General features: G+C 51.2%; 16 protein-coding genes. 8 read left to right on the top strand and 8 right to left on the bottom strand.

Features of this window, described 5'->3' with window-relative positions; all coding sequences use genetic code 11:
- Positions 1-20: 20 nt before the first annotated feature.
- Positions 21-1,373 carry a glutathione-disulfide reductase gene (gorA, locus tag WHR59_RS01160; RefSeq protein WP_043018645.1) on the top strand — a complete coding sequence of 451 codons (1,353 nt, stop codon included), beginning with the start codon at positions 21-23 and terminating at the stop codon, positions 1,371-1,373.
- Positions 1,374-1,414: 41 nt separating this feature from the next.
- Here the strand turns inward: gorA and WHR59_RS01155 are convergent, their stop codons facing one another.
- Entirely contained in the window at positions 1,415-2,809 is a 1,395-nt protein-coding gene (locus WHR59_RS01155; RefSeq protein WP_047408047.1) for a cytochrome-c peroxidase, read from the bottom strand.
- Positions 2,810-3,234: 425 nt separating this feature from the next.
- On the opposite strand from WHR59_RS01155, the gene WHR59_RS01150 reads away from it, so the two are divergent.
- Positions 3,235-4,884, top strand: coding sequence for an alpha,alpha-trehalase (locus WHR59_RS01150; protein WP_043018647.1), 1,650 nt, complete (start codon positions 3,235-3,237; stop codon positions 4,882-4,884).
- A 27-nt stretch (positions 4,885-4,911) separates the two neighbouring features.
- Here the strand turns inward: WHR59_RS01150 and WHR59_RS01145 are convergent, their stop codons facing one another.
- Positions 4,912-6,501 carry an STY4199 family HEPN domain-containing protein gene (locus WHR59_RS01145; protein WP_087050779.1) on the bottom strand — a complete coding sequence of 530 codons (1,590 nt, stop codon included), beginning with the start codon at positions 6,499-6,501 and terminating at the stop codon, positions 4,912-4,914.
- A gap of 353 nt (positions 6,502-6,854) precedes the next feature.
- Here WHR59_RS01145 and WHR59_RS01140 point away from each other — a divergent pair, with 353 nt between their 5' ends.
- Complete coding sequence (locus tag WHR59_RS01140) at positions 6,855-7,205, top strand: glycoside hydrolase family protein (protein WP_043018649.1); 351 nt, start codon at positions 6,855-6,857, stop codon at positions 7,203-7,205.
- An 18-nt stretch (positions 7,206-7,223) separates the two neighbouring features.
- Here WHR59_RS01140 and WHR59_RS01135 read toward each other — a convergent pair whose 3' ends face one another.
- The 4 genes from WHR59_RS01135 to WHR59_RS01120 all read right to left on the bottom strand — a co-directional run bounded on the left by WHR59_RS01135 (position 7,224) and on the right by WHR59_RS01120 (position 11,600).
- Complete coding sequence (locus tag WHR59_RS01135; protein WP_043018650.1) at positions 7,224-7,826, bottom strand: helix-turn-helix transcriptional regulator; 603 nt, start codon at positions 7,824-7,826, stop codon at positions 7,224-7,226.
- Positions 7,827-8,186: 360 nt separating this feature from the next.
- Positions 8,187-9,035: an EAL domain-containing protein gene (locus tag WHR59_RS01130; protein ID WP_338843536.1), complete on the bottom strand. Its 849-nt coding sequence runs from the start codon at positions 9,033-9,035 to the stop codon at positions 8,187-8,189.
- A 51-nt stretch (positions 9,036-9,086) separates the two neighbouring features.
- Positions 9,087-11,024, bottom strand: coding sequence for a methyl-accepting chemotaxis protein (locus WHR59_RS01125; protein ID WP_075145516.1), 1,938 nt, complete (start codon positions 11,022-11,024; stop codon positions 9,087-9,089).
- Positions 11,025-11,159: 135 nt separating this feature from the next.
- Positions 11,160-11,600 (bottom strand): winged helix-turn-helix domain-containing protein, encoded by a 441-nt coding sequence (locus tag WHR59_RS01120; RefSeq protein WP_043018653.1) that lies wholly within the window; start codon positions 11,598-11,600, stop codon positions 11,160-11,162.
- Between the two features lie 567 nt (positions 11,601-12,167).
- On the opposite strand from WHR59_RS01120, the gene WHR59_RS01115 reads away from it, so the two are divergent.
- On the top strand, positions 12,168-12,962 hold the full coding sequence (locus WHR59_RS01115; protein ID WP_051642800.1) for a winged helix-turn-helix domain-containing protein: 795 nt from the start codon (positions 12,168-12,170) through the stop codon (positions 12,960-12,962).
- On the top strand, positions 12,949-13,413 hold the full coding sequence (locus WHR59_RS01110) for a hypothetical protein (protein ID WP_338843535.1): 465 nt from the start codon (positions 12,949-12,951) through the stop codon (positions 13,411-13,413). The genes WHR59_RS01115 and WHR59_RS01110 overlap by 14 nt, the downstream gene beginning before the upstream one ends.
- Positions 13,414-13,428: 15 nt before the next feature.
- Here the strand turns inward: WHR59_RS01110 and WHR59_RS01105 are convergent, their stop codons facing one another.
- Positions 13,429-14,187, bottom strand: coding sequence for an SDR family NAD(P)-dependent oxidoreductase (locus tag WHR59_RS01105; protein ID WP_043018655.1), 759 nt, complete (start codon positions 14,185-14,187; stop codon positions 13,429-13,431).
- Positions 14,188-14,306: 119 nt separating this feature from the next.
- Between WHR59_RS01105 and WHR59_RS01100 the strand changes: the two genes are divergently transcribed.
- The 3 genes from WHR59_RS01100 to WHR59_RS01090 all read left to right on the top strand — a co-directional run bounded on the left by WHR59_RS01100 (position 14,307) and on the right by WHR59_RS01090 (position 17,951).
- Positions 14,307-15,206, top strand: a complete 900-nt coding sequence (locus WHR59_RS01100) for a LysR family transcriptional regulator (protein ID WP_047408029.1) — start codon at positions 14,307-14,309, stop codon at positions 15,204-15,206.
- Between the two features lie 47 nt (positions 15,207-15,253).
- Positions 15,254-16,279 (top strand): inner membrane protein YhjD, encoded by a 1,026-nt coding sequence (yhjD, locus tag WHR59_RS01095; protein ID WP_047408025.1) that lies wholly within the window; start codon positions 15,254-15,256, stop codon positions 16,277-16,279.
- Positions 16,280-16,628: 349 nt separating this feature from the next.
- The gene (locus WHR59_RS01090) at positions 16,629-17,951 is read left to right on the top strand and encodes an MFS transporter (RefSeq protein ID WP_087051921.1); all 1,323 of its coding nucleotides are present in this window, start codon (positions 16,629-16,631) and stop codon (positions 17,949-17,951) included.
- A gap of 43 nt (positions 17,952-17,994) precedes the next feature.
- On the opposite strand, the gene WHR59_RS01085 is transcribed toward WHR59_RS01090, so the two are convergent.
- Entirely contained in the window at positions 17,995-20,055 is a 2,061-nt protein-coding gene (locus tag WHR59_RS01085) for an AsmA family protein (RefSeq protein WP_043018658.1), read from the bottom strand.
- Positions 20,056-20,103: the final 48 nt, after the last annotated feature.

Raw genomic sequence — 20,103 nt, 5'->3', positions numbered from 1 at the left:
ATGAACATGAAGGAGCGGTCATGACCAAGCACTATGATTACATCGCTATTGGCGGCGGCAGCGGCGGTATTGCCTCCATTAACCGTGCAGCAATGTACGGTCAGAAATGCGCACTGATTGAAGCCAAAGAGTTAGGCGGCACCTGCGTTAACGTTGGCTGCGTACCGAAGAAAGTGATGTGGCATGCCGCACAGGTCCGCGAAGCGATCCACATGTACGGTCCGGATTACGGTTTCGACACCACCATCAATAAGTTCGACTGGGATAAACTGATCGCCACGCGTACCGCTTATATCGACCGCATTCATACCTCGTACGACAACGTGCTGGGCAAAAATAATGTCGATGTGATTAAAGGCTTTGCCCGCTTTGTAGATGCCAAAACCATTGAAGTGAACGGAGAAACCATTACTGCCGATCATATTTTGATTGCTACCGGTGGTCGCCCGAGCCATCCGAGCATTCCGGGTGTGGAATACGGTATCGACTCCGATGGCTTCTTTGAACTGCCAGCGCTGCCAAAACGCGTGGCTGTTGTTGGCGCAGGCTATATCGCCGTTGAGCTGGCGGGCGTGATAAACGGCCTGGGTGCCCAAACGCATCTGTTCGTACGTAAACACGCGCCGCTGCGCAGCTTCGATCCAATGATCGTCGACACGCTGGTTGAGGTGATGAACGCCGAAGGCCCGACTCTGCATACTCATGCAATTCCGAAAGCAGTCGTTAAAAATGCTGACGGCAGTCTGACCCTGCAACTGGAAGATGGCCGTAGCGAAACGGTAGATTGCCTGATTTGGGCAATTGGTCGTGAACCTGCTACCGACAACTTCAACCTGGCGGCGACTGGCGTGAAAACCAACGAAAAAGGCTACATCGTCGTTGATAAATATCAGAACACCAGCGTGCCGGGAATTTATGCCGTCGGCGATAACACCGGTGCCGTTGAGCTGACGCCGGTTGCTGTTGCCGCGGGCCGTCGCCTGTCCGAGCGTCTGTTTAACAACAAACCGGACGAGCATTTAGACTACAGCAACATCCCGACCGTGGTCTTCAGCCACCCGCCAATTGGCACCGTGGGCTTAACCGAGCAGCAGGCTCGCGAACAGCACGGCGATGACCAGGTGAAAGTGTATAAATCATCGTTTACCGCGATGTATACCGCTGTCACCACGCACCGTCAGCCGTGCCGCATGAAGCTGGTTTGCGTCGGTCCGGAAGAGAAGATTGTCGGTATTCACGGCATCGGTTTTGGGATGGATGAAATGCTGCAAGGCTTCGCGGTGGCTCTGAAAATGGGCGCAACCAAGAAAGACTTTGATAACACCGTTGCGATTCACCCAACGGCAGCAGAAGAGTTCGTTACCATGCGTTAAGCAATTAAAAACCGGATGGCGCTTTGCCATCCGGTTTTCTCTTATTTACCCTGCATATACGGCGTATACACACCGTTCAGACTCTCAAGAAACGCCACGATATCGTCGATATCTTCCTGCGGCAGTTCTTTACCCACCTGATAACGCAGCATCAGTTTTACCGCACCGTCGAGCGTTGGCACATCACCGCGATGGAAATAAGGCGCGGTCAGCGCAACGTTACGCAAGCCAGGGACTTTTTGACGCAGCTTGTCACGTAATTCATTGGTGACGTTCATGCGGCCAATATCTGCGGCAGTGACCTCGCCGAAATTAAAGTCCTTTTTCAAACCCAGTGGTTCAAATGAACGTCCGCCTAAAATAATACCGCCATGACAGGTCGCGCACTTATTATCTTTAAATAACTGATAGCCATGTTTTTGCTGGGCCGTTAACGCGCCTTCATCACCACGCAGCCATTTATCAAACGGCGAATTTGGCGTGATCAGCGTTTTCTCAAACTCGGCAATCGCATCGGTAATATTATCCCCGCTGAATCCCTGCGGATAAACAGCGATAAACTCTTGCTTCAGGGTCGGGTCTTTATCCAGTTTCTGGATGATTTCATCCCAGGATTTAGACGCCATTTCAATTGGATTGAGCGGTGGACCACCCGCCTGCGCCTGCAGTGTTGGCGCACGGCCATCCCAGAATTGTTCTACGTTAAAGACCGAGTTAAATACCGTTGGCGCATTAATAGGCCCAACCGCGCCGCCTACGCCGATTGATGTTTTCCGGCCATCCACGCCGCCCGCATTCAGGGCGTGGCAGTGGGCGCAAGAAATTGTGCTATCGCCGGAAATACGCGGGTCGTGGTAAAGCGTAAAGCCCAGCGCCACTTTGCGGGCATCGGTCGGGATACTTTCCGGTATCGGCTGCACAGGTTCGTTACGATGCTGTGCGGCGGTATCGTTACTGGCGTAGTACTGCTCACGCTGTTTCGCAATCCAGCCCAGGATCTCGTCTCGCTCCGTATCGCTTACCTTGCCAGCCCAGTGCAATGCGGTATAACGCGTCGGTGGCATGGTGTCGTACTGCATCACCCATTCAATTTTATTCAGGTCGCTTTGCGATACGGGTTTATCCCCGACCAGCGCCGCACGAACGGCCTCAAGATTGAATGATTTGTATCCCAGTTGAATGTCGTAATTCATCAACTGTTTAGCGACAGGAAAAGAAGAATAGAAAGGTAATTCGGCTGAAGGGGTGTGACAATAATCGCATCCTTTTTCGCGTAAGAACCCTAATACTTTATTATTTTCTTCCAGCGTAGAGGCCTGAACATCAGCCTGTTTGCTACGTTGATTATCGTGATACCACACATAACCGGATAATCCAAAATAACAAATCGCGATGCCAGCTATAGCAATCGCGGTAAGACGGGTAATGATTTTCATTATTTTTACCCTCACCGTTGTGAGTTATTGTGACCCAGAAAATAGACTAATTAACACACAGTCTTTGTCGGACCTGACCATCATAGGAAATGAGGGGATTACTATTTTGATAAGTATCAAGCAATTACATGGGGGAGAACTATCGATAGAATAGCCTGTGCCTATTATAGAGATAAGACGTTACCTGTTTTGTTCACACCTCGTTGCAATCGAATGTTCTGAAAATGGAATATCTTCAGGTCGCGCAGAATTCTGAATTATTCATTATTTTCATTGGGATAGTTTTATTTTTTAAATATTGCCCAGCATTAAAACGTGATCGACCGCACGCTTTACTCACCAGACACCGAAGCGAATGTCTACGCTTAACTGACGAGCGGGCAATAGCCTTAATCTTTCAACGTCCATCGGAGGTCTTTCTCATTATGCTCAACCAGAAACTACCCCACGCCCCTTCTGAAGAAATGACGATCGACATCGATCTGCTTTATGAAATGGATCCGTGCGAGTTAAAGCTGGATGAAATGATTGAGGCGGAGCCTGAACCGGAGATGATTGCAGGGTTACCCGCCTCAGATGCGTTAACCCCCGCCGATCGTTACCTCGAACTGTTCGAACACGTTCAGTCGTCAAAACTGTTTGCAGATAGCAAAACCTTTCCCGATTGCGCGCCCAAAATGGACCCGCTGGACATTTTAATCCGCTATCGCAAGGTTAAACGCCACCGCGACTTTGATCTGCGACGCTTTGTCGAGAACCACTTCTGGCTCCCGGAAACGCCCTCCAGTGAATACGTTTCTGACCCGGAAAATTCGCTGAAAGAGCATATTGATCAACTGTGGCCAGTACTGACGCGCGAGCCACAGGATCACATCCCCTGGTCCTCCCTGCTGGCATTACCGCAGTCATACATTGTGCCCGGCGGACGTTTTAGCGAAACCTACTACTGGGACTCCTATTTCACTATGCTGGGCCTGGCCGAGAGCGGTCGCGAAGACCTGCTGAAATGTATGGCGGATAACTTTGCCTGGATGATTGAAAACTATGGTCACATCCCGAACGGTAACCGTACTTATTACCTGAGTCGCTCGCAGCCGCCAGTTTTTGCGCTGATGGTGGAACTGTTTGAAGAGGATGGCGTACGCGGCGCGCGTCGTTACCTTGATCATTTAAAAATGGAGTACGCGTTCTGGATGGATGGCGCTGACTCCCTGGTGCTTAACCAGGCCTACCGTCACGTGATCAGAATGTCTGACGGCTCTCTACTCAACCGCTATTGGGACGATCGCGACACGCCACGCGATGAGTCGTGGCTTGAAGACGTCGAGACCGCTAAGCATTCGGGTCGCCCACCCAATGAGGTGTATCGGGATTTACGCGCGGGCGCGGCCTCCGGCTGGGATTACTCCTCGCGCTGGCTACGCGACGCAGGCCGCCTTGCCAGCATACGCACCACTCAGTTCATCCCGATTGACCTGAACGCATTCCTCTACAAGCTGGAGAGCACTATCGCCAATATTTCGGCACTGAAAGGCGACAAAGAAACTGAAGCGCAGTTTCGCCAGAAAGCCAGTGACCGCCGCGATGCGGTGAACCGCTATCTCTGGGACGATGAAAACGGCTGCTATCGTGATTACGACTGGCGACGCGAGCAAATGGCCCTGTTCTCTGCCGCCAGTATTGTGCCGCTGTATGTCGGCATGGCAACCCATGAACAAGCCGACCGACTTGCCAATGCGGTGCGTAGCCGCCTGCTAACGCCTGGCGGGATTTTAGCCACGGAGCATGAAACCGGTGAGCAGTGGGATAAGCCCAACGGCTGGGCGCCGCTGCAGTGGATGGCGATCCAGGGTTTCAAACTGTACGGAGACGATCATCTCGGAGATGAAATCGCACGTAACTGGTTGAAAACGGTGAATCTCTTTTATCAGGAACACCATAAGATTATCGAAAAATACCACATTGCGGATGCCGCGCCGCGCGAAGGCGGCGGCGGGGAATATCCGTTGCAGGACGGCTTTGGCTGGACCAATGGCGTGGTGCGCAGACTCATCGGTCTGTATGGCGAGCCCTAGCGGCTGACGGTCTGAATCATCAGGCTGTCAGTTAATCGCATCATACAGTTCGGCGTGAATTTTCTGCCATTTCTTGTTTTCCGGGCTTGGCTGGGCGCGAACGCGCAGCTCGGCCTGTTCAAGATCATACTGCTGACGTGCGACGACCGCAGGCACTGAGCAAAAACTTTGCAGATAACTTTTGTGCAGCGAAGTGAGCGACGCCCCATTCGACATCGCATGGCTGAGCGTGGTCATAAACTGTCGGCATGGTTTGCTTTCGTCCATTTGCGAAGGGTAACGCAGCAGCAGCCTCAACACCTCGGTATTGCCCGCCGAGAACGCCTGCTCCGTCCATGCCAGCTTCCAGTCCATTCCGCCCTGCAGGAACAGAGACGTCACGCGGGTGTCATTGCGATCGATAGCCGCGCGCATGTTAAAGGCATCCCAGGTGATCCCCATTCGGGTTACCGCCTCCCGCGCGCTGGGGGCGTCACGTCGCGGTTCTTCCTGCACAATTTCAACGGATTGCCCGGATGGCGCCTGTGGCGCTGGCGCAGTGAATAACCAGAACGCACCCAGCGAAATCGCCAGCACCATCACGCCTACCGCGACCCACAACATGCCGGAAATTAGCTGCTCACGTTCTTCCGCCGTGCGTTTGGTCCGCTTCTCCGGCGGATCGATACTGTCTGCGATTTCTTGTTTATCACCACCCGCCTGCTCGTCTTTTTGCTTTGCGGCTTCCCAAAACTGGCGAACCGTCGCCTCATCTGACTCCAGATACGACGCAGGATTAATGCGCGTACGCCGTTCTTCAAATGCTCGCTGCACAGAGTGAGTAATCTGACGGTACTGGTAATCCAGCAGCAGCAGTTGTACTGAGGTTAGAGGTTGCTGCGCGATAACACAGTTACGGGCGAGGCGGCAATCATCCAGGAACATCCGCAGCGTGATACGTGGCTCAACAAACGACATGAGCACTGAGGTATCGTTAAAAATCTGGGTAAAGTGGCGTACGAATAATTTCTTATCGACGACCATCAGCGCCAGTTCGCTAAACATCATGCCGTCCAGCGCATCCCGGCTTTCCCCCAGCTTTAACCAGCGACGCAAGCGTTCACCGCCAAAGTGCTGTTTCAGGAAGCTGTTGAGCGGATGTTGATCCGGCCATACCCGCGCAATCAGGGATTTGAGGGTTAATTCTATTGCGCGAAGCTGACGCTGCGCCCGCATCTGTGCATCCGGTTCTGCACGTTCAATATCGGTTGAATACTTCAGGATGGGCTGTTGCTGGCGCAACTGTTCCAGAGAGGCGACAAAACGCAGCGCAGAAATCAGTTGGTTTTCACTGACGTCCTGACCATTTTCATATTGGGGTACGCTCTGCTGAAGATGACGCAGGCGCAAAGTGAACTGGCTCAATTGCGCATCATTCATCTGCAACCGTCTGGCGACAACTCCCCAACCGCCCAGATTCAGTCGTGCCTGGTCAAGCTGCTCGAGAAACCAGCGTGGATCTTTCCCCTCTGCTACGTGCACACCCAGCATCAGCAATATTTCTACCGACGCCTGGCGGATTATCCCCAAACAATGTTCAAATGGTGTACATGTCGCCTGTAATGCGCTATTGGTCATTATCTTCCCTAAAAGGCCCCAAAAAGTACGGTCTCACAATGGTATGTAGTTATCTTTTTATAAACGCAGCGCTGTGACGCCGACCAAAACATATTCATATAGTAAATAAAAGTGTTTTACAGTGACTTCCGCACAATCATTGCAAATTATTCAGGGGATAAGCCAGTGCCTGTACTGCACACCTCGCGTCTCATCAGTCAACCGCTGCAAGATGATGACTGGATTTTTGGCCTGTTAAAACATGAATATCAGCCGCCCGCGCCATAAGGCATATTGCTGTAAAAACTGGCTGGGTGGCAACTGGCGTAACGGTGAGCATTACTTAGAATAGGTCTCTTTGCACAGAGATTATTATGCCGCTGCGTTCGACGCCTTTCACGCCCGCCTGTGTCACATTTATTAAGCAATGGCAGGGCCTGTCGCTGGAAAAGTATCAGGACAAAAAGGGAATTTGGGTTATTGGCCACGGGCATGAAATCACCGCAAACGAAACCTTTGCTACCCCAATAACAGCGATGCAGGCAGAAACATTACTGCTCGCGGATATGCGTATCTGCGAGGCATTCATCCATAAGGAAATGCCGCAAATAAAAGACAGGTTTCAGCTGGAAGCATTAATTATATGGATATTCAGCGTGGGGATTGCCCGATTTTGCGCTAAAGAAATCTGGCCGGTGGCTATTTCACAGCCAGAAACATTCTGACTGTGAAATATGTGCCCATTACATGGCGTCGTTTAACATCATTGCCGCCTGGGTACGGTTTTTTACCTCCAGGCGCTGATACAGCGATTCAAGATGGGCTTTTACCGTTCCGGTGCTGATATTTAACAATCGACCAATTTGTTTATTAGATTCTCCGGCGGCCAGCATCGTCAGAATCTCCCGCTGACGCGCGCTGAGCAATCTGATATTTTGCCCACCGCTTTCGGTAGCAGTTATGCAATCTCTGGGGATAAACATCATCCCCATCGCGACGCTATTGAGAGCCAGCGTGAAGGTTTCCGCGTCCGAATCACGCGGAACAATGGCCAGCACATTTAATTGCGTGACCTCCTGCAGCCACTTTTTACGGCAATCCGTTGCGGTTACCAGCACTTTTACCGTCGCAAAGCGTTCTGCTATCTGTTGCAGTAAGCTACGGCAGAACTCTGCATCAAGGTCGCCATCCAGCATAACCAACGCATCAGGGCTGTCTTCCAGCATCTGCCAAAGGTCATCTGCCTGACTGACACCCTGAACATCCACTCCTGGAATATGCTCTTGCAAACTTACATTCATTCCATGAATAAATATTGACTGCCTGTCAAACATTATTACCTGCATTATTTATCTCCGTCTGAATAAGATATTAGCCTTAACACGCGGAAGGGTATTACCCGGGGGGTAAAATAAGAAGTCACCATTTGGCGGAGGCCATTTTACCGATAGACGGAAAAGAAAAAAGGAGAAGTTATGAATAGTTACAGCTCAAACCAAAGAATCACACAAAGGATCAAAAACGGGGTCCAATATTAAGAAAATCCTTAATACTGGACGTTCAAAATCGGAACGTTAATATTAATTTTCAGAGTCTATATTCTTAGCTAAAAATAAGGAACTCACAATAACAGACAAATATGTTACAAAACGAAATGTCGCATCAAATGATCATCACCTGTGGTTTACCCGGGCAGTATTGCCGTATCAATCGACGCTAAAGATTGCAGGTGATTGCATTACTCCAATCAGCCCTTCAAGCGGAACGGGTCTGCATAAATAATACCCTTGTAAAAAATCACAGCGTTTTACGCGCAGATAGTCAGCCTGAGCCCGAGTCTCAACGCCTTCGGCAATCATGCGCAGATTCATCTTTTGCGCCAGCTCAATAAGCGTATCGATAATCCTGGTATCACCTCCCTCGCCAATCTGGCCGACAAACAGTTTGTCTATCTTGATGAACTCCGGTTCCAGCGCGTGGAGGTAACACAGATTCGAGTACCCCGTCCCAAAGTCATCTAACGCCACGGCGATATTGGATTTTCTCAACGAGGCAAACCACTCGCTTAACTGAGGGGTAAAGTGCAGAGGGCGTCTTTCGGTAATTTCGATAACCAGTTGAACCTGACCCGGGGCAAGTTTTTGCATGAGCGCCACGGCGTCCGATTCAAAGCGCGGATCGAGGCAGTTTTCGGGGCTCAGATTCAGGTTAAGGTAAAGTCCATTGGGGAAAAGAGGGAGTCGTGGCTGCAGATCGGCAATGACCTGCTGGATAAGTTGATGCGTCAGCGAGGCAATCAGGCCATGCTCCTCCGCCAGGGGAATAAATACATCAGGGGGAATAGTGCCATACTGTGGATGCGTCCATCGGGCGAGCACCTCAATACCTGCTATTTTACCCGTCTGGCTGTTAAAAATGGGCTGATACACCGGTCTGAACTGGCGCTGAGCAATGGCTGTCTTCAACGCTTTTACCGGCGCACAGGTAAGGAAACGGGCCAGCAAGCCACTGGCGTCAGAGAATAATGTCGGGAGTTGCCTGGTTATGGTAATCATCACGAGCCTCAAGCGTGCGGCAGCCGGTCCAGAACAGCCGCACGGCAATCATCAGAACTTGACCCAGTCGTCCTGGTCGTTAGAGGAAGGACGTACCATCGAGGTCTGCCTGACGGTGTTCCCACCTTTTACCTTGTGGTTTCGCGCAATGGCGCTTTGATCGTTCGACACGCGGAAGATCGACACCACTTTTTCAAGTTGTACGGCCTGTTCCTCCAACGAACTGGCCGCTGCTGAAGACTCTTCAACCAGAGCGGCGTTTTGTTGGGTGGTGGTATCCATCTCCGCCATGGCCTGCGCAATTTGCGAAATCCCGCGGCTTTGTTCATCGGTCGCGGCGGCAATTTCATTCATGATATCGCGCACCTGAGACACGGAAGTCTCAATCCTGGTCATCGCAACGCCCGCGCTCTCCACCAGGTGAAAACCGTTATCCACATACACCACGGACTCATTAATCAGGTTTTCAATCTCTTTTGCTGACTGAGCGCTGCGTTGGGCAAGCGTACGCACTTCAGCCGCAACCACGGCGAAACCTTTCCCCTGATCGCCCGCACGGGCAGCTTCTACCGCGGCATTGAGCGCCAGAATGTTAGTCTGGAAAGCAATACTGTTAATGACGGTGGTGATTTCAGAAATACGGTGCGAACTGTCGCGCACGCTCTTCATAGTCTCAATCACCTGCAGTGAGATCGTGCTTCCTTCCGTCGCGTTCTGTGAGGCTTCATCCGCCAGCAGTCGCGCATGGTTAGCATTTTCAGCGTTCAGCGCGACGGTCGAGGTGAGCTCTTCCATACTGGCGGCAGTTTCCACTACCGCGGCAGACTGTTGCTCAGTGCGGGCCGATAAATCCATATTCCCCGCCGCAATTTCTGAGGACGACCTGGCAACACTATCCACGCCGTCACGCACATCGTTAATGATGTTTTTCAGGTTGCTGTTCATGGTGGAAACCGCCTGCATGAGCAGGCCCGGCTCATCACGACGCGTACTGGTCAGGGTGCTGGTTAAATCCCCCCTGGCGATAAGCTCCGCCACGCGCAGGGTTTCGTTCAGCGGACGAGTAACGGATAAGGTAATCCCCATTGCCAGCAGGACGCCCAGCGCGATACCAATAACGGCGACTATGCCCATCTGCAGTTGGACGCTCTCTACCGTATCGGTGACCTTTTTCTGCTGCATGCTAAATAAGGTCTGAATCGCCTGGGTCAGCGTGACCGCTTTGCCGGTCAAGGTATCGGAGAGCGCTGCCTGTTGATCCCAAACGCTTTTGTAATTGACCAGCTCAGCCGCTACGCTCTGCATGTTTTCACGCCCGGACTGCAACCAGACCTTTTGATCTTCAGAAGCAACCAACAGCAGTTGCCCGGTATCGGACTTTGCCGTCTCCAGACGTTTGCGGATCCCATTCATTAACTCATCTGTCGGATGCTGTTTATACAGCGACATCTGTGAGTCAATGTCACTCATGATAAATGCGATTTGCGCCGCAACAAGCGCATGTTGGGCGTCCAGCGTACCATTCCGGCTCAGCGTTGAAGCCAGCTCAGAGTTATCGCACAGTCCCTGGGTATTCAGTTTTTGTTCGCTGATTTTCTTTTCAGAAAGCGCTTTCGTAAAGGGTTCAAGGCTCGCAACGTAGCTATTGACTGCATTTACCGTATCGTCCAGCGCCTTTTTCCCCTCCTGGGACCAGGACAACGTATCCATCTCAACGGCAATACCCTGCATGCGTTTGGTGGCGGCGTTGATTTGATCCAGATATTTCTGGTCCAGCGTATACTGAAAATTCGTGCGTCCCAGGCGTACCTCGGACAGCGCGTTAAACAGATCGGTGGTATGTCCGTTTTTTCTCACTTTGTCCTGGATATTTGCCAAACCAAGCAAACCCGAAACCAGAATAGCAAGCGTAACAAGCAGGACGATTGAAAATCCAAAGAATAATTTCTTACTGACTTTTAAATTGGTAAACCGATTAATTATGCCCATATATTACCCCAGAGTCGGTATATACCGAACAACAATGCTATTTAACGAACATTAATAGAAAATAGATATAGAAAAGGTAACGATAAAAAAAAGCCCCTCACACCTGCGTGCTCAGGGCAAATACCTGGGTTGACATCACTCACTCAGGTTATCTGTCTTCTCCCTTTTTTTAACGGCGTGAGTCGGGAGTTCGCTCACTCTATAATAAACGGGGATGACATCAGGATAATTGATAATATACCCCCGCCCTCTTATATTAAGAATAAAATCCCTGGGTAACCCCAGCAGGCTAAGTTTATTATTAAGATTGTGCAGAACCTGCCATAATCTTTGCGTGGAGGGGCTCAGACTGTGCGCCTCCCAGATTTTTTCAAATAACTCTTCTTTCGTTACCGGCTGGCTCCTGGCATTCATTAATAAATACAGGAAAAGCCTTAACATTGTTTCATTAAAATAAATTGACGCAAAAGCGAGGCTTTTCTCGGTATGGCTACCTGTAAGCCGATACAGTCGGCGATTAGAAATGTCAAAATGAATTTCATCACCGATCATAAATCCATATAGACGATAGCCCATATCTTATACCCACGTTAAATGAAGACTAACATGCACCTCTACATATAAGCGTTGAGATAATCCATACCGTTTATGTGGTGGATTATATGGCTGCTATGAATGCTTTCCAATCCACAACCCGATGTACTATAAGGAACCGGTCGTTTAGCATTCGTTTATGGTAGATTAGAAGTTATAAATTAAATTCACGGTTTATTATTCTTCATATGTGAAATTTTCAGAGTATGTACCCTGTTTGCGCATAAGCGATCGAACACTCAACTTTTAATGTCGAATTTTTATAATTCTAAAGAATTAAATCCTTAACCCCCTGACTCGCTGTATCGTCTGCTCCCTTTATCACATTGACGCCACGATAAGAGCAATCGGCCACAAGAAGCAGTGATATTTTTTGATTTATACTGAATCATAGCGCACAACTTGAGGGGAAACGCGTGAAACACGCTGACAGATATAACGATAATTATTTGATTTACAAACTAAAAAATCTGAATCAGAAGTTTTACGCGCAAGCCAGTTAAACATCGCGGACAATCCGGCCCCTGAACGGCCGCAAATGGTCATGTCATGAATAAAGTGTTTCTGATAAACGAAACGGTAATATTTGAACCGGAACTTCGCCGCCTTGGGTCATTAGCGAGTTACCCGGAACGCGCGGTCACTCTGCATGGCCCGGTAAATGAATGCCTGGCGCAACTACTTGAACACAATGGAGAAGTACTTACACAACGTTATCTTTTCTCTGCCGTATGGGAAAAGCAGGGAGCGGTTGTCACGACCAATGCGCTTTATCAGACGATTTCATCCATCCGCAAAGCGCTGAAGGCGGCGGGTCTGGCTGATGATGTGGTAAAAACGCTGCCCAAGGCGGGCTTTAAGTGTATCGCCCGGGTTGTTGCGGGTGAGCGGGACAATTTTATTAAACCGCAGAAAATATCTGCCGACCCCGTTTTAATCGCACCATCATCTGAACAAACAGAAGCATTTGTCGAGGCCACTAAAACATCACCAAAGCGTTTGTGGCCGTACTGGGTAGCTCTCCTGCTGTTTATTCTCTCCTGCAGCGTCCTTTATCAGACCTGGAAATATGAAGAGCCCATTTTTGCTCGCTATCACCCTGTTGGCCAAATGAACGGATGCACGGTTTTCTCTTCCTGGTACGATCGTGACAAAAGCCAAAGCGCATTTGAAGCGTTGTCCGGTCGCTATCCATTCAGTTGTCATGAAGGCGAAAATGCTTATTTAACCCTCAACCATGCGCAGCGTGGTGTAACGGTGTTAATTTGCGATAATAACCCACAAAAGAGCGCCACACGTTGCCGCTCCATTTATTACAAGCAGCAATATAATGAAAATAAATAAGGGTCTTCTAATCTGGTCGCTGATTGCTCTGGCGATTGCGGCACCGCTATTGGCCGCCATTTATATTCAACATCAGCGAGCGAATTTTAGCTGTGAGATCCACACCGCCATTGTATATGACAATTCGGTACTGGATATGATCCTGGACTTTAATCTTAATAACGGTATTGGTAACTATGAAGCCGTGGGGGAATATACAGAAGATGGCGCTCAGTCTCAGTCCGTCAGTAATAAAGTGACGTTTAAATACTGGCATGAGGATGGGGAAGTGATCATGGTTTCTGATGAAACAAATCCACTCCCGAAGAAGAATGAACTCTTCAGAACGTTTATCCCCGATTTCTTTCAGCACCGCGATCGCGGGATCAGATTTCAGATAATACCGGCAAACGCCACCAGCTATATTTTTAACTATGATGGCGCGCCAGTTTTCTATTGCTCCAAAGGCTGACCAAAAGAGGGTCGATTACAGGAACATCCCGCCAGAGACTTCGATACGCTGCGCCGTCATCCAGGCCAGCTCATCGCTGAGCAACGCAGCAATAGCGTCGCCAATATCATCCGGTAACCCAACGCGCCCCAACGCCGTTTGCGATGCGATGTACGCATTCAGTTGCGCATTATCCCGCACGTTTCCGCCGCTAAAATCCGTCTCTATTGCGCCAGGCGCTATAATATTCGCCGTAATACCGCGCTCGCCCAGCTCTTTTGCCTGATAACGGGTTAACACCTCCATCGCGCCTTTCATGGCAGCGTAAGCGCTGTAGCCTGGCAGCGCAAAGCGCGCCAGCCCGGTCGAAACATTAAGGATCCGCCCACCGCTGTTGATCAACGGCAGCAGGTTCTGCGTCAGGAAAAAAGGACCTTTAAAATGGATGTTCAAAAGCTGGTCAAATTGCGCTTCGGTGAACGCCGGATACGGTGCGTTAATGCCAATCCCGGCATTGTTCAATAAATAATCAAAGGTGTCGCTTTGCCAGTGCGTCCGTAGGGTTTCCTGCACCTGTTTAACAAACTGTGGGAAAGTCGAAATATCGCCGACATTCAACGGCAATGCCGCTGCTTTACTGCCAGATTGGCGGATCTCCTCCACAACCTGCTGCGCTTCTTTTTCATTGCTGTTCCACGTCAGGATGATACCAATTCCTTTACTCGCCAGCTTCAGCGCCGCGTTTTTACCGAGTCCACGGCCGCCGCCGGTCACCAATGCGATACGTTGCGTCATAAGAAACCTCATTTCAGGTGTTGTGAAGATTGAGACAAAGCTTATTAGGTGGTAGAAAAACAATAAATACCGCTGACTGCGCATTACTGTTTCATTTAGAACAACAATAGGGCATGAGAATGGATAAAATTCACGCAATGCAGTTGTTCATCCGCGTCGCAGAACTGGAGAGCTTTTCGCGCGCGGCAGACACCCTCGGACTTCCTAAAGGTAGCGTATCGCGCCAAATCCAGGCCCTGGAAAATCATCTGGGCACGCAGTTGTTGCATCGCACTACCCGTCGCGTTCAGCTCACGCAAGACGGCATGATTTATTACGAACGTGCGAAAGATCTGTTGAGCAACCTGGATGAACTGGATGGGCTATTTCATCACGATCCGACCAGCATCAGCGGCAAGCTGCGCGTCGATATGCCGGTTGGCGTGGCGAGAAATCTGGTGATGCCCCGCTTACCGACCTTCTTGCATCAATATCCGGGCCTTGAGCTCGAACTCAGCAGCAGCGACCGTCTGGTGGATTTGATCCGCGAAGGCTTCGACTGTGTAGTACGCGTGGGAACGCTGAAAGATTCAGGGTTGATTGCACGCCCGCTGGGAAAACTCACCCAGATTAACTGCGCCAGCCCACAATATCTCGCCCGCTTTGGTTATCCGGAAAGCCTCGAAGATTTAGCCTCCCATGCGGTGGTGCACTACTCGGTCAATTTGGGAACGCGTGCGCAAGGCTTCGAAGTGGCGACAGACAACGGTGCTAAATGGGTTAAAACCGGCGGTATGCTGACGGTGAACAGTACCGAAACGTATCATGCGGCATGTCTTGCCGGTCTGGGCATTATTCAGGTACCGCGCGTGGGTGTACGTGAAGCCCTGCGCGCCGGTACACTGGTCGAAGTATTGCCGCAATATCGCGCCGAGCCATTACCGGTTTCATTGCTCTATCCGCATCGCCGCAACCTCTCCCGCCGGGTACACCTGTTTATGGAATGGTTGACCGGCGTGATGAAAGACTACGTGGACTGACAAGCTATACTGTCTTGAGAATGAATAAAACAAGGATTACTGCCCTGATGACGCAGGAAAAAGAAATTAAACGCCCCATTCAGGAACTTGAGCACGCACCGATCCCAAAAATTGAGACCCAGGAGCGTAAAAAAACAGAAACCGACGGTACGACCAATCAGGCGTTGAAAACCGCCCTGACCTTCGCCGATAAAATTCAACGTCAGCCCGTCATCGCCCATATGATTCGTGCCGCAGAGCGTTTTAATGACCGCATGGGAAACCAGTTTGGCGCCGCCATCACCTACTTCTCGTTTCTGTCGATGATCCCCATTCTGATGGTGTCGTTTGCCGCCGCAGGTTTTATTCTCGCTTCGCACCCTACGCTGTTGCAGGATATCTTCAGCAAAATTCTGCTCAACGTCAGCGACCCGACGCTCGCCTCTACGTTGAAAAACACCATCAATACCGCCGTTCAGCAACGAACCACCGTGGGTCTGGTAGGGCTTGGCATTGCGCTCTATTCCGGAATTAACTGGATGGGAAACCTGCGCGAAGCGATTCGTGCCCAGTCGCGGGATGTCTGGGAGCGTACCCCACAGGATCAGGAAAAAATTTGGGTCAAATATCTGCGTGATTTTGTGTCCTTGATTGGCTTATTGATTGCGCTGATTGTTACTCTGTCCATTACCTCCATCGCCGGTTCCGCCCAGCAGATGATTATCTCTGCGCTGTATCTCGACGGTATCGACTGGTTGAAGCCCGCCTGGCGACTGATCGGCCTGGCCATTTCTATTTTCGCCAACTACCTGCTGTTCTTCTGGATTTTTTGGCGGCTACCGCGTCACCGACCGCGTAAGAAAGCGCTCATTCGCGGTACGTTTATCGCGGCGCTGGGGTTTGAAGTCATCAAAATGATCATGACGTACACGCTGCCATCGCTGGTCCAATCACCGTCAGGCGCGGCATTTGGTTCCGTGCTTGGACTGATGGCATTTTTCTACTTCTTCGCCCGTCTGACGCTGTTTTGCGCAGCCTGGATTGCGACAGCGGAATACAAAGATGACCCGCGAATGCCGGGTAAAACGCAATAGCCACCGCCGGATTAGTTGTGAATTGCCGGATGGCGACGCACTCGTCTTATCCGGCCTACGGGTGAGTTTGTAGGCCGGATAAGCGCAGCGCCATCCGGCAATTATAATGCCGCCTGTTCTTACTGATTTAGTGAATAAATCCAGTCCGTAACTTTTATTTAACCAAAAACCAGTTTTATCATCCAAGTTTTAAATTTTGTGAAGCATTTCATGGAAGTGAAATCTCCAGCCTAAAAATTATCCCCTTTTTGCTCCATTTTTGACCAACGCCAAGGTTTGTTACAGATTGAAATGTCTCTTTTGCTGTGCGTAATATGACCTTTCGTTCGACCTAAAATAAGAAAATATTATGCAAGCAACAGCCACAACGCTCGACAACGAACAGGAACATACCCCGGTCAACTCGCGCAATAAAGTCGTCGTCGCCTCGCTCATTGGCACCGCCATTGAGTTCTTCGACTTCTATATTTACGCCACCGCTGCGGTAATCGTGTTCCCGCATATCTTCTTCCCCCAGGGGGATCCGACCGCTGCTACGCTGCAGTCGCTCGCCACCTTTGCTATCGCCTTTGTCGCACGGCCGATCGGTTCCGCTGTGTTCGGCCATTTTGGCGATCGCGTAGGGCGCAAAGTCACGCTGGTTGCTTCGCTACTCACCATGGGGATCTCGACGGTTGTCATTGGCCTGCTGCCGGGCTATGAAACTATCGGCATTTTCGCCCCGCTGCTGCTGGCTCTGGCGCGTTTTGGCCAGGGGTTAGGTCTGGGTGGTGAATGGGGTGGTGCTGCGCTGCTGGCGACGGAAAACGCACCGCCGCGTAAACGCGCGCTGTACGGATCATTTCCGCAGTTGGGCGCGCCTATCGGCTTCTTCTTCGCCAACGGCACTTTCCTGTTGCTCTCCTGGTTGCTGACCGACGAGCAGTTTATGAGCTGGGGTTGGCGCGTGCCGTTCATCTTCTCTGCGGTGCTGGTGATTATCGGTTTGTACGTACGCGTCTCGCTGCATGAATCTCCGGTCTTCGTCAAAGTGGCTGCGGCGAAAAAACAGGTGAAAATCCCGCTGGGAACCCTGCTGACAAAGCATGTCCGCGTGACGATCCTCGGCACGTTCATCATGCTGGCGACCTATACGCTGTTCTATATCATGACCGTCTATTCGATGACGTTCAGCACCGCTGCAGCGCCTGTAGGACTTGGCCTGCCGCGTAATGAAGTGTTGTGGATGCTGATGATGGCGGTTATTGGCTTTGGCGTTATGGTGCCGGTGGCGGGTCTGCTGGCCGACGCGTTTGGTCGTCGCAAGAGCATGCTCATCATCACCACGCTTATCATTCTGTTTGCGTTGTTTGCCTTTAAACCACTGCTCGGCTCTGGCAATCCGGTGCTGGTTTTCGCCTTCCTGTTGCTGGGCTTGAGTCTGATGGGACTGACATTTGGTCCGATGGGCGCGCTGCTGCCGGAGCTGTTCCCGACCGAAGTGCGCTACACGGGGGCATCGTTTTCATACAATGTTTCATCGATTCTTGGCGCTTCCGTTGCCCCTTACATTGCCGCATGGCTGCAGGCGAATTACGGTCTGGCGGCGGTCGGTACGTATCTGGCATCGATGGCGGCGTTAACGCTGATTGCGCTGCTGTTAACCCACGAAACCCGCCATCAGTCATTGTGATTCTATTGCCGGATACGGTGTAACCACCGCATCCGGCCAGACGTCACTTCTTCATCTGCGACAGGATCGTCCGGCACTGATTCGCGTCACTCTCTGACGGCGAGATTAGCGCCAGCAAGGCCGCCGCTGGCGTCACCAGTGTTGCCAGCGCAGCAGCAACCGCACCGCGCGCAATCAGCGGCCCGGCCTTCACGCCAGCCTGCGGATCCTTAAAGGTGCCGCGAACATACAGCGGCGAACGCAGCGTAATAATACGAATGCCTTTGCTCTCTGGATCGATGGTTAAATCCAGTTGCTCCGACGCAAAGCTCGCCGTACCGGTGACATTGATGACCGCGTTTTCCGTGTCGAAAGCAAAAATCTGCGGACGCGCCACGCCGTTCACAATATCCAGATTCGCCGCCGCGCAGTTCACCCGCACCTCGTCATCACCAAATATCTGCCCGACGATATAGTTACCCAGATTCAAGCCAACAATTTCCATCAGATTCCGGCTGATCAAACCATCGTTCATCAGTAGCTTGAGGTTGCCATTGCTGTTACCAAGCAGCGCAGCGACTGAGTTTCCGCTCCCACTAAACCTGGCGTCACCATTCATTTCACCAAGCGTTTTTTGCATCAGTTCCACATCCGGCATCAGCGCTTTAAGCTTCAGGCGGCGAGCCTGGATATCCGCCTGCCCCCGCATCGGCTTTTTATCCCCTTCCAGATGGATGCTGGAAACAATGCTGCCGCCCGCAAGACCGAATTTCAGCGGCTGCAGGCGCAGGTCGGCATTTTTCAGGATGATATGGGTGGAGAGATCGCTGATCGGCAGGCTGCTGCCGTGCTCAATACGCCGTCCTTTGAAACGCACGTCAGCGTCCATCACGTTCCATTTGTCGGTTTCAAAACGGTCATACGGCAAGACCTTGCCCGCAGGTTGAACGCTCTTCTCACCTTTGCGCTGTTCAGATTGTTTTGCCCGTTCTGCCCCTTTACCTGAATCCACACCGATCAACGGACCCAAATCAGCCAGCCTCAGTTGGCGAGACTCAACATCCCCCTTCAGCATGGGTCGCGGTTTACCGGTGGTATAGGCCAGCGTTCCGTGAATATCGCTATCGCCAATGCGGCCATTAAAATCGCGATAATCAAAAACAGAGGATTTTTCCGGGTCGATTTTTGCCACCAGACGCCCGTCGGTTTCAAACGGCGGCGTATCCGGGAGCAGTACGCCGGTCAAATCGTACAAATCCCCTAGCGAATCTCCCGAGAATTTAAGCCGCAGATCCGCCCCGCCCATGTTCAACGGATCGTTTATCGTGCCGATAAACGCCACGCGCGTATTGCCCGAACGGAAATCAGCCTGAATCGGGAAAGGGGTATCTTCACCACGCAGCGCCAGCATTCCGCCTATTTTCCCGCTACCGCTTAGCGGTTCGCCGTTATATCGCCCTTGCGCTTTCAGCCCAAATACGTAGTCCTCGACGCGGGCGTTGCTCTCTTTACCCTTTGCGCCGGTCACTTCGCTAAAGGGCAACGGTTTACCCAGCGGATCGACCAGGATCTCAAGCTCTGACTTCGTCACCTTATCGTTAATGGCGATACGTCCCTGATCGAACAGAATGTTATCCAGCCGGAACGACCACGCGGATGGCGGCGCATTGGGATCGCGATTTTCATCCCCTGCTAAGTTAAAGGTCCAGTTATTGTTTTTCTCAGACAGGCGGATAAGCCGCGCATCGGGTTTGACCAGCTTGATCCACGGGAGCCAGACGGTTTTTGTCAGCAGCGCCAGTGGGGCGAGCGTGGCTTCAACGCGCGGGAGATGCACCATGGTAACGTCAGGAATATCTGGCGGGTTGCCGAGGATAATATCTTCGGCATGGATATGCGGCCACGGAACCCAGCTACGCCAGCCGGTTTCCTGCTGCTGGCGCTGCCAAACCACGCCCAGATCCCCTCGTATGGCGAAGGGCCGGTTGAGTTCTGTAGAGACTTTCTGGTTGATGGTCGGTTTGAGCCGGTTCCAGTCAAATGTCGCAATCACAATGATGAGTACGACGATCAACAACAAGAAAACCCCTATTACTGAAGTGGTTATTTTACCTGTTCTCGTCATGTCTAACCTCCTTACTTCCTTCCTTGCCTGTCCTAAAGATAGTCCAGT

Origin of the sequence: Citrobacter europaeus (genome assembly GCF_037482245.1) — a bacterium.
In the GTDB taxonomy this organism is placed as follows: domain Bacteria; phylum Pseudomonadota; class Gammaproteobacteria; order Enterobacterales; family Enterobacteriaceae; genus Citrobacter; species Citrobacter europaeus.
The sequence above is the reverse complement of the archived record's forward strand: the minus strand, read 5'-3'. Positions and strand labels throughout refer to the sequence as shown.

What these genes read in the sequence shown, in the direction of transcription:
- gorA (WP_043018645.1), top strand. Translation starts at nt 21, where the DNA reads ATGACCAAGCACTATGATTACATCGCTATTGGCGGCGGCAGCGGCGGT.
- WHR59_RS01155 (WP_047408047.1), bottom strand. Translation starts at nt 2,809, where the DNA reads ATGAAAATCATTACCCGTCTTACCGCGATTGCTATAGCTGGCATCGCG.
- WHR59_RS01150 (WP_043018647.1), top strand. Translation starts at nt 3,235, where the DNA reads ATGCTCAACCAGAAACTACCCCACGCCCCTTCTGAAGAAATGACGATC.
- WHR59_RS01145 (WP_087050779.1), bottom strand. Translation starts at nt 6,501, where the DNA reads ATGACCAATAGCGCATTACAGGCGACATGTACACCATTTGAACATTGT.
- WHR59_RS01140 (WP_043018649.1), top strand. Translation starts at nt 6,855, where the DNA reads ATGCCGCTGCGTTCGACGCCTTTCACGCCCGCCTGTGTCACATTTATT.
- WHR59_RS01135 (WP_043018650.1), bottom strand. Translation starts at nt 7,826, where the DNA reads ATGCAGGTAATAATGTTTGACAGGCAGTCAATATTTATTCATGGAATG.
- WHR59_RS01130 (WP_338843536.1), bottom strand. Translation starts at nt 9,035, where the DNA reads ATGATTACCATAACCAGGCAACTCCCGACATTATTCTCTGACGCCAGT.
- WHR59_RS01125 (WP_075145516.1), bottom strand. Translation starts at nt 11,024, where the DNA reads ATGGGCATAATTAATCGGTTTACCAATTTAAAAGTCAGTAAGAAATTA.
- WHR59_RS01120 (WP_043018653.1), bottom strand. Translation starts at nt 11,600, where the DNA reads ATGGGCTATCGTCTATATGGATTTATGATCGGTGATGAAATTCATTTT.
- WHR59_RS01115 (WP_051642800.1), top strand. Translation starts at nt 12,168, where the DNA reads ATGAATAAAGTGTTTCTGATAAACGAAACGGTAATATTTGAACCGGAA.
- WHR59_RS01110 (WP_338843535.1), top strand. Translation starts at nt 12,949, where the DNA reads ATGAAAATAAATAAGGGTCTTCTAATCTGGTCGCTGATTGCTCTGGCG.
- WHR59_RS01105 (WP_043018655.1), bottom strand. Translation starts at nt 14,187, where the DNA reads ATGACGCAACGTATCGCATTGGTGACCGGCGGCGGCCGTGGACTCGGT.
- WHR59_RS01100 (WP_047408029.1), top strand. Translation starts at nt 14,307, where the DNA reads ATGGATAAAATTCACGCAATGCAGTTGTTCATCCGCGTCGCAGAACTG.
- yhjD (WP_047408025.1), top strand. Translation starts at nt 15,254, where the DNA reads ATGACGCAGGAAAAAGAAATTAAACGCCCCATTCAGGAACTTGAGCAC.
- WHR59_RS01090 (WP_087051921.1), top strand. Translation starts at nt 16,629, where the DNA reads ATGCAAGCAACAGCCACAACGCTCGACAACGAACAGGAACATACCCCG.
- WHR59_RS01085 (WP_043018658.1), bottom strand. Translation starts at nt 20,055, where the DNA reads ATGACGAGAACAGGTAAAATAACCACTTCAGTAATAGGGGTTTTCTTG.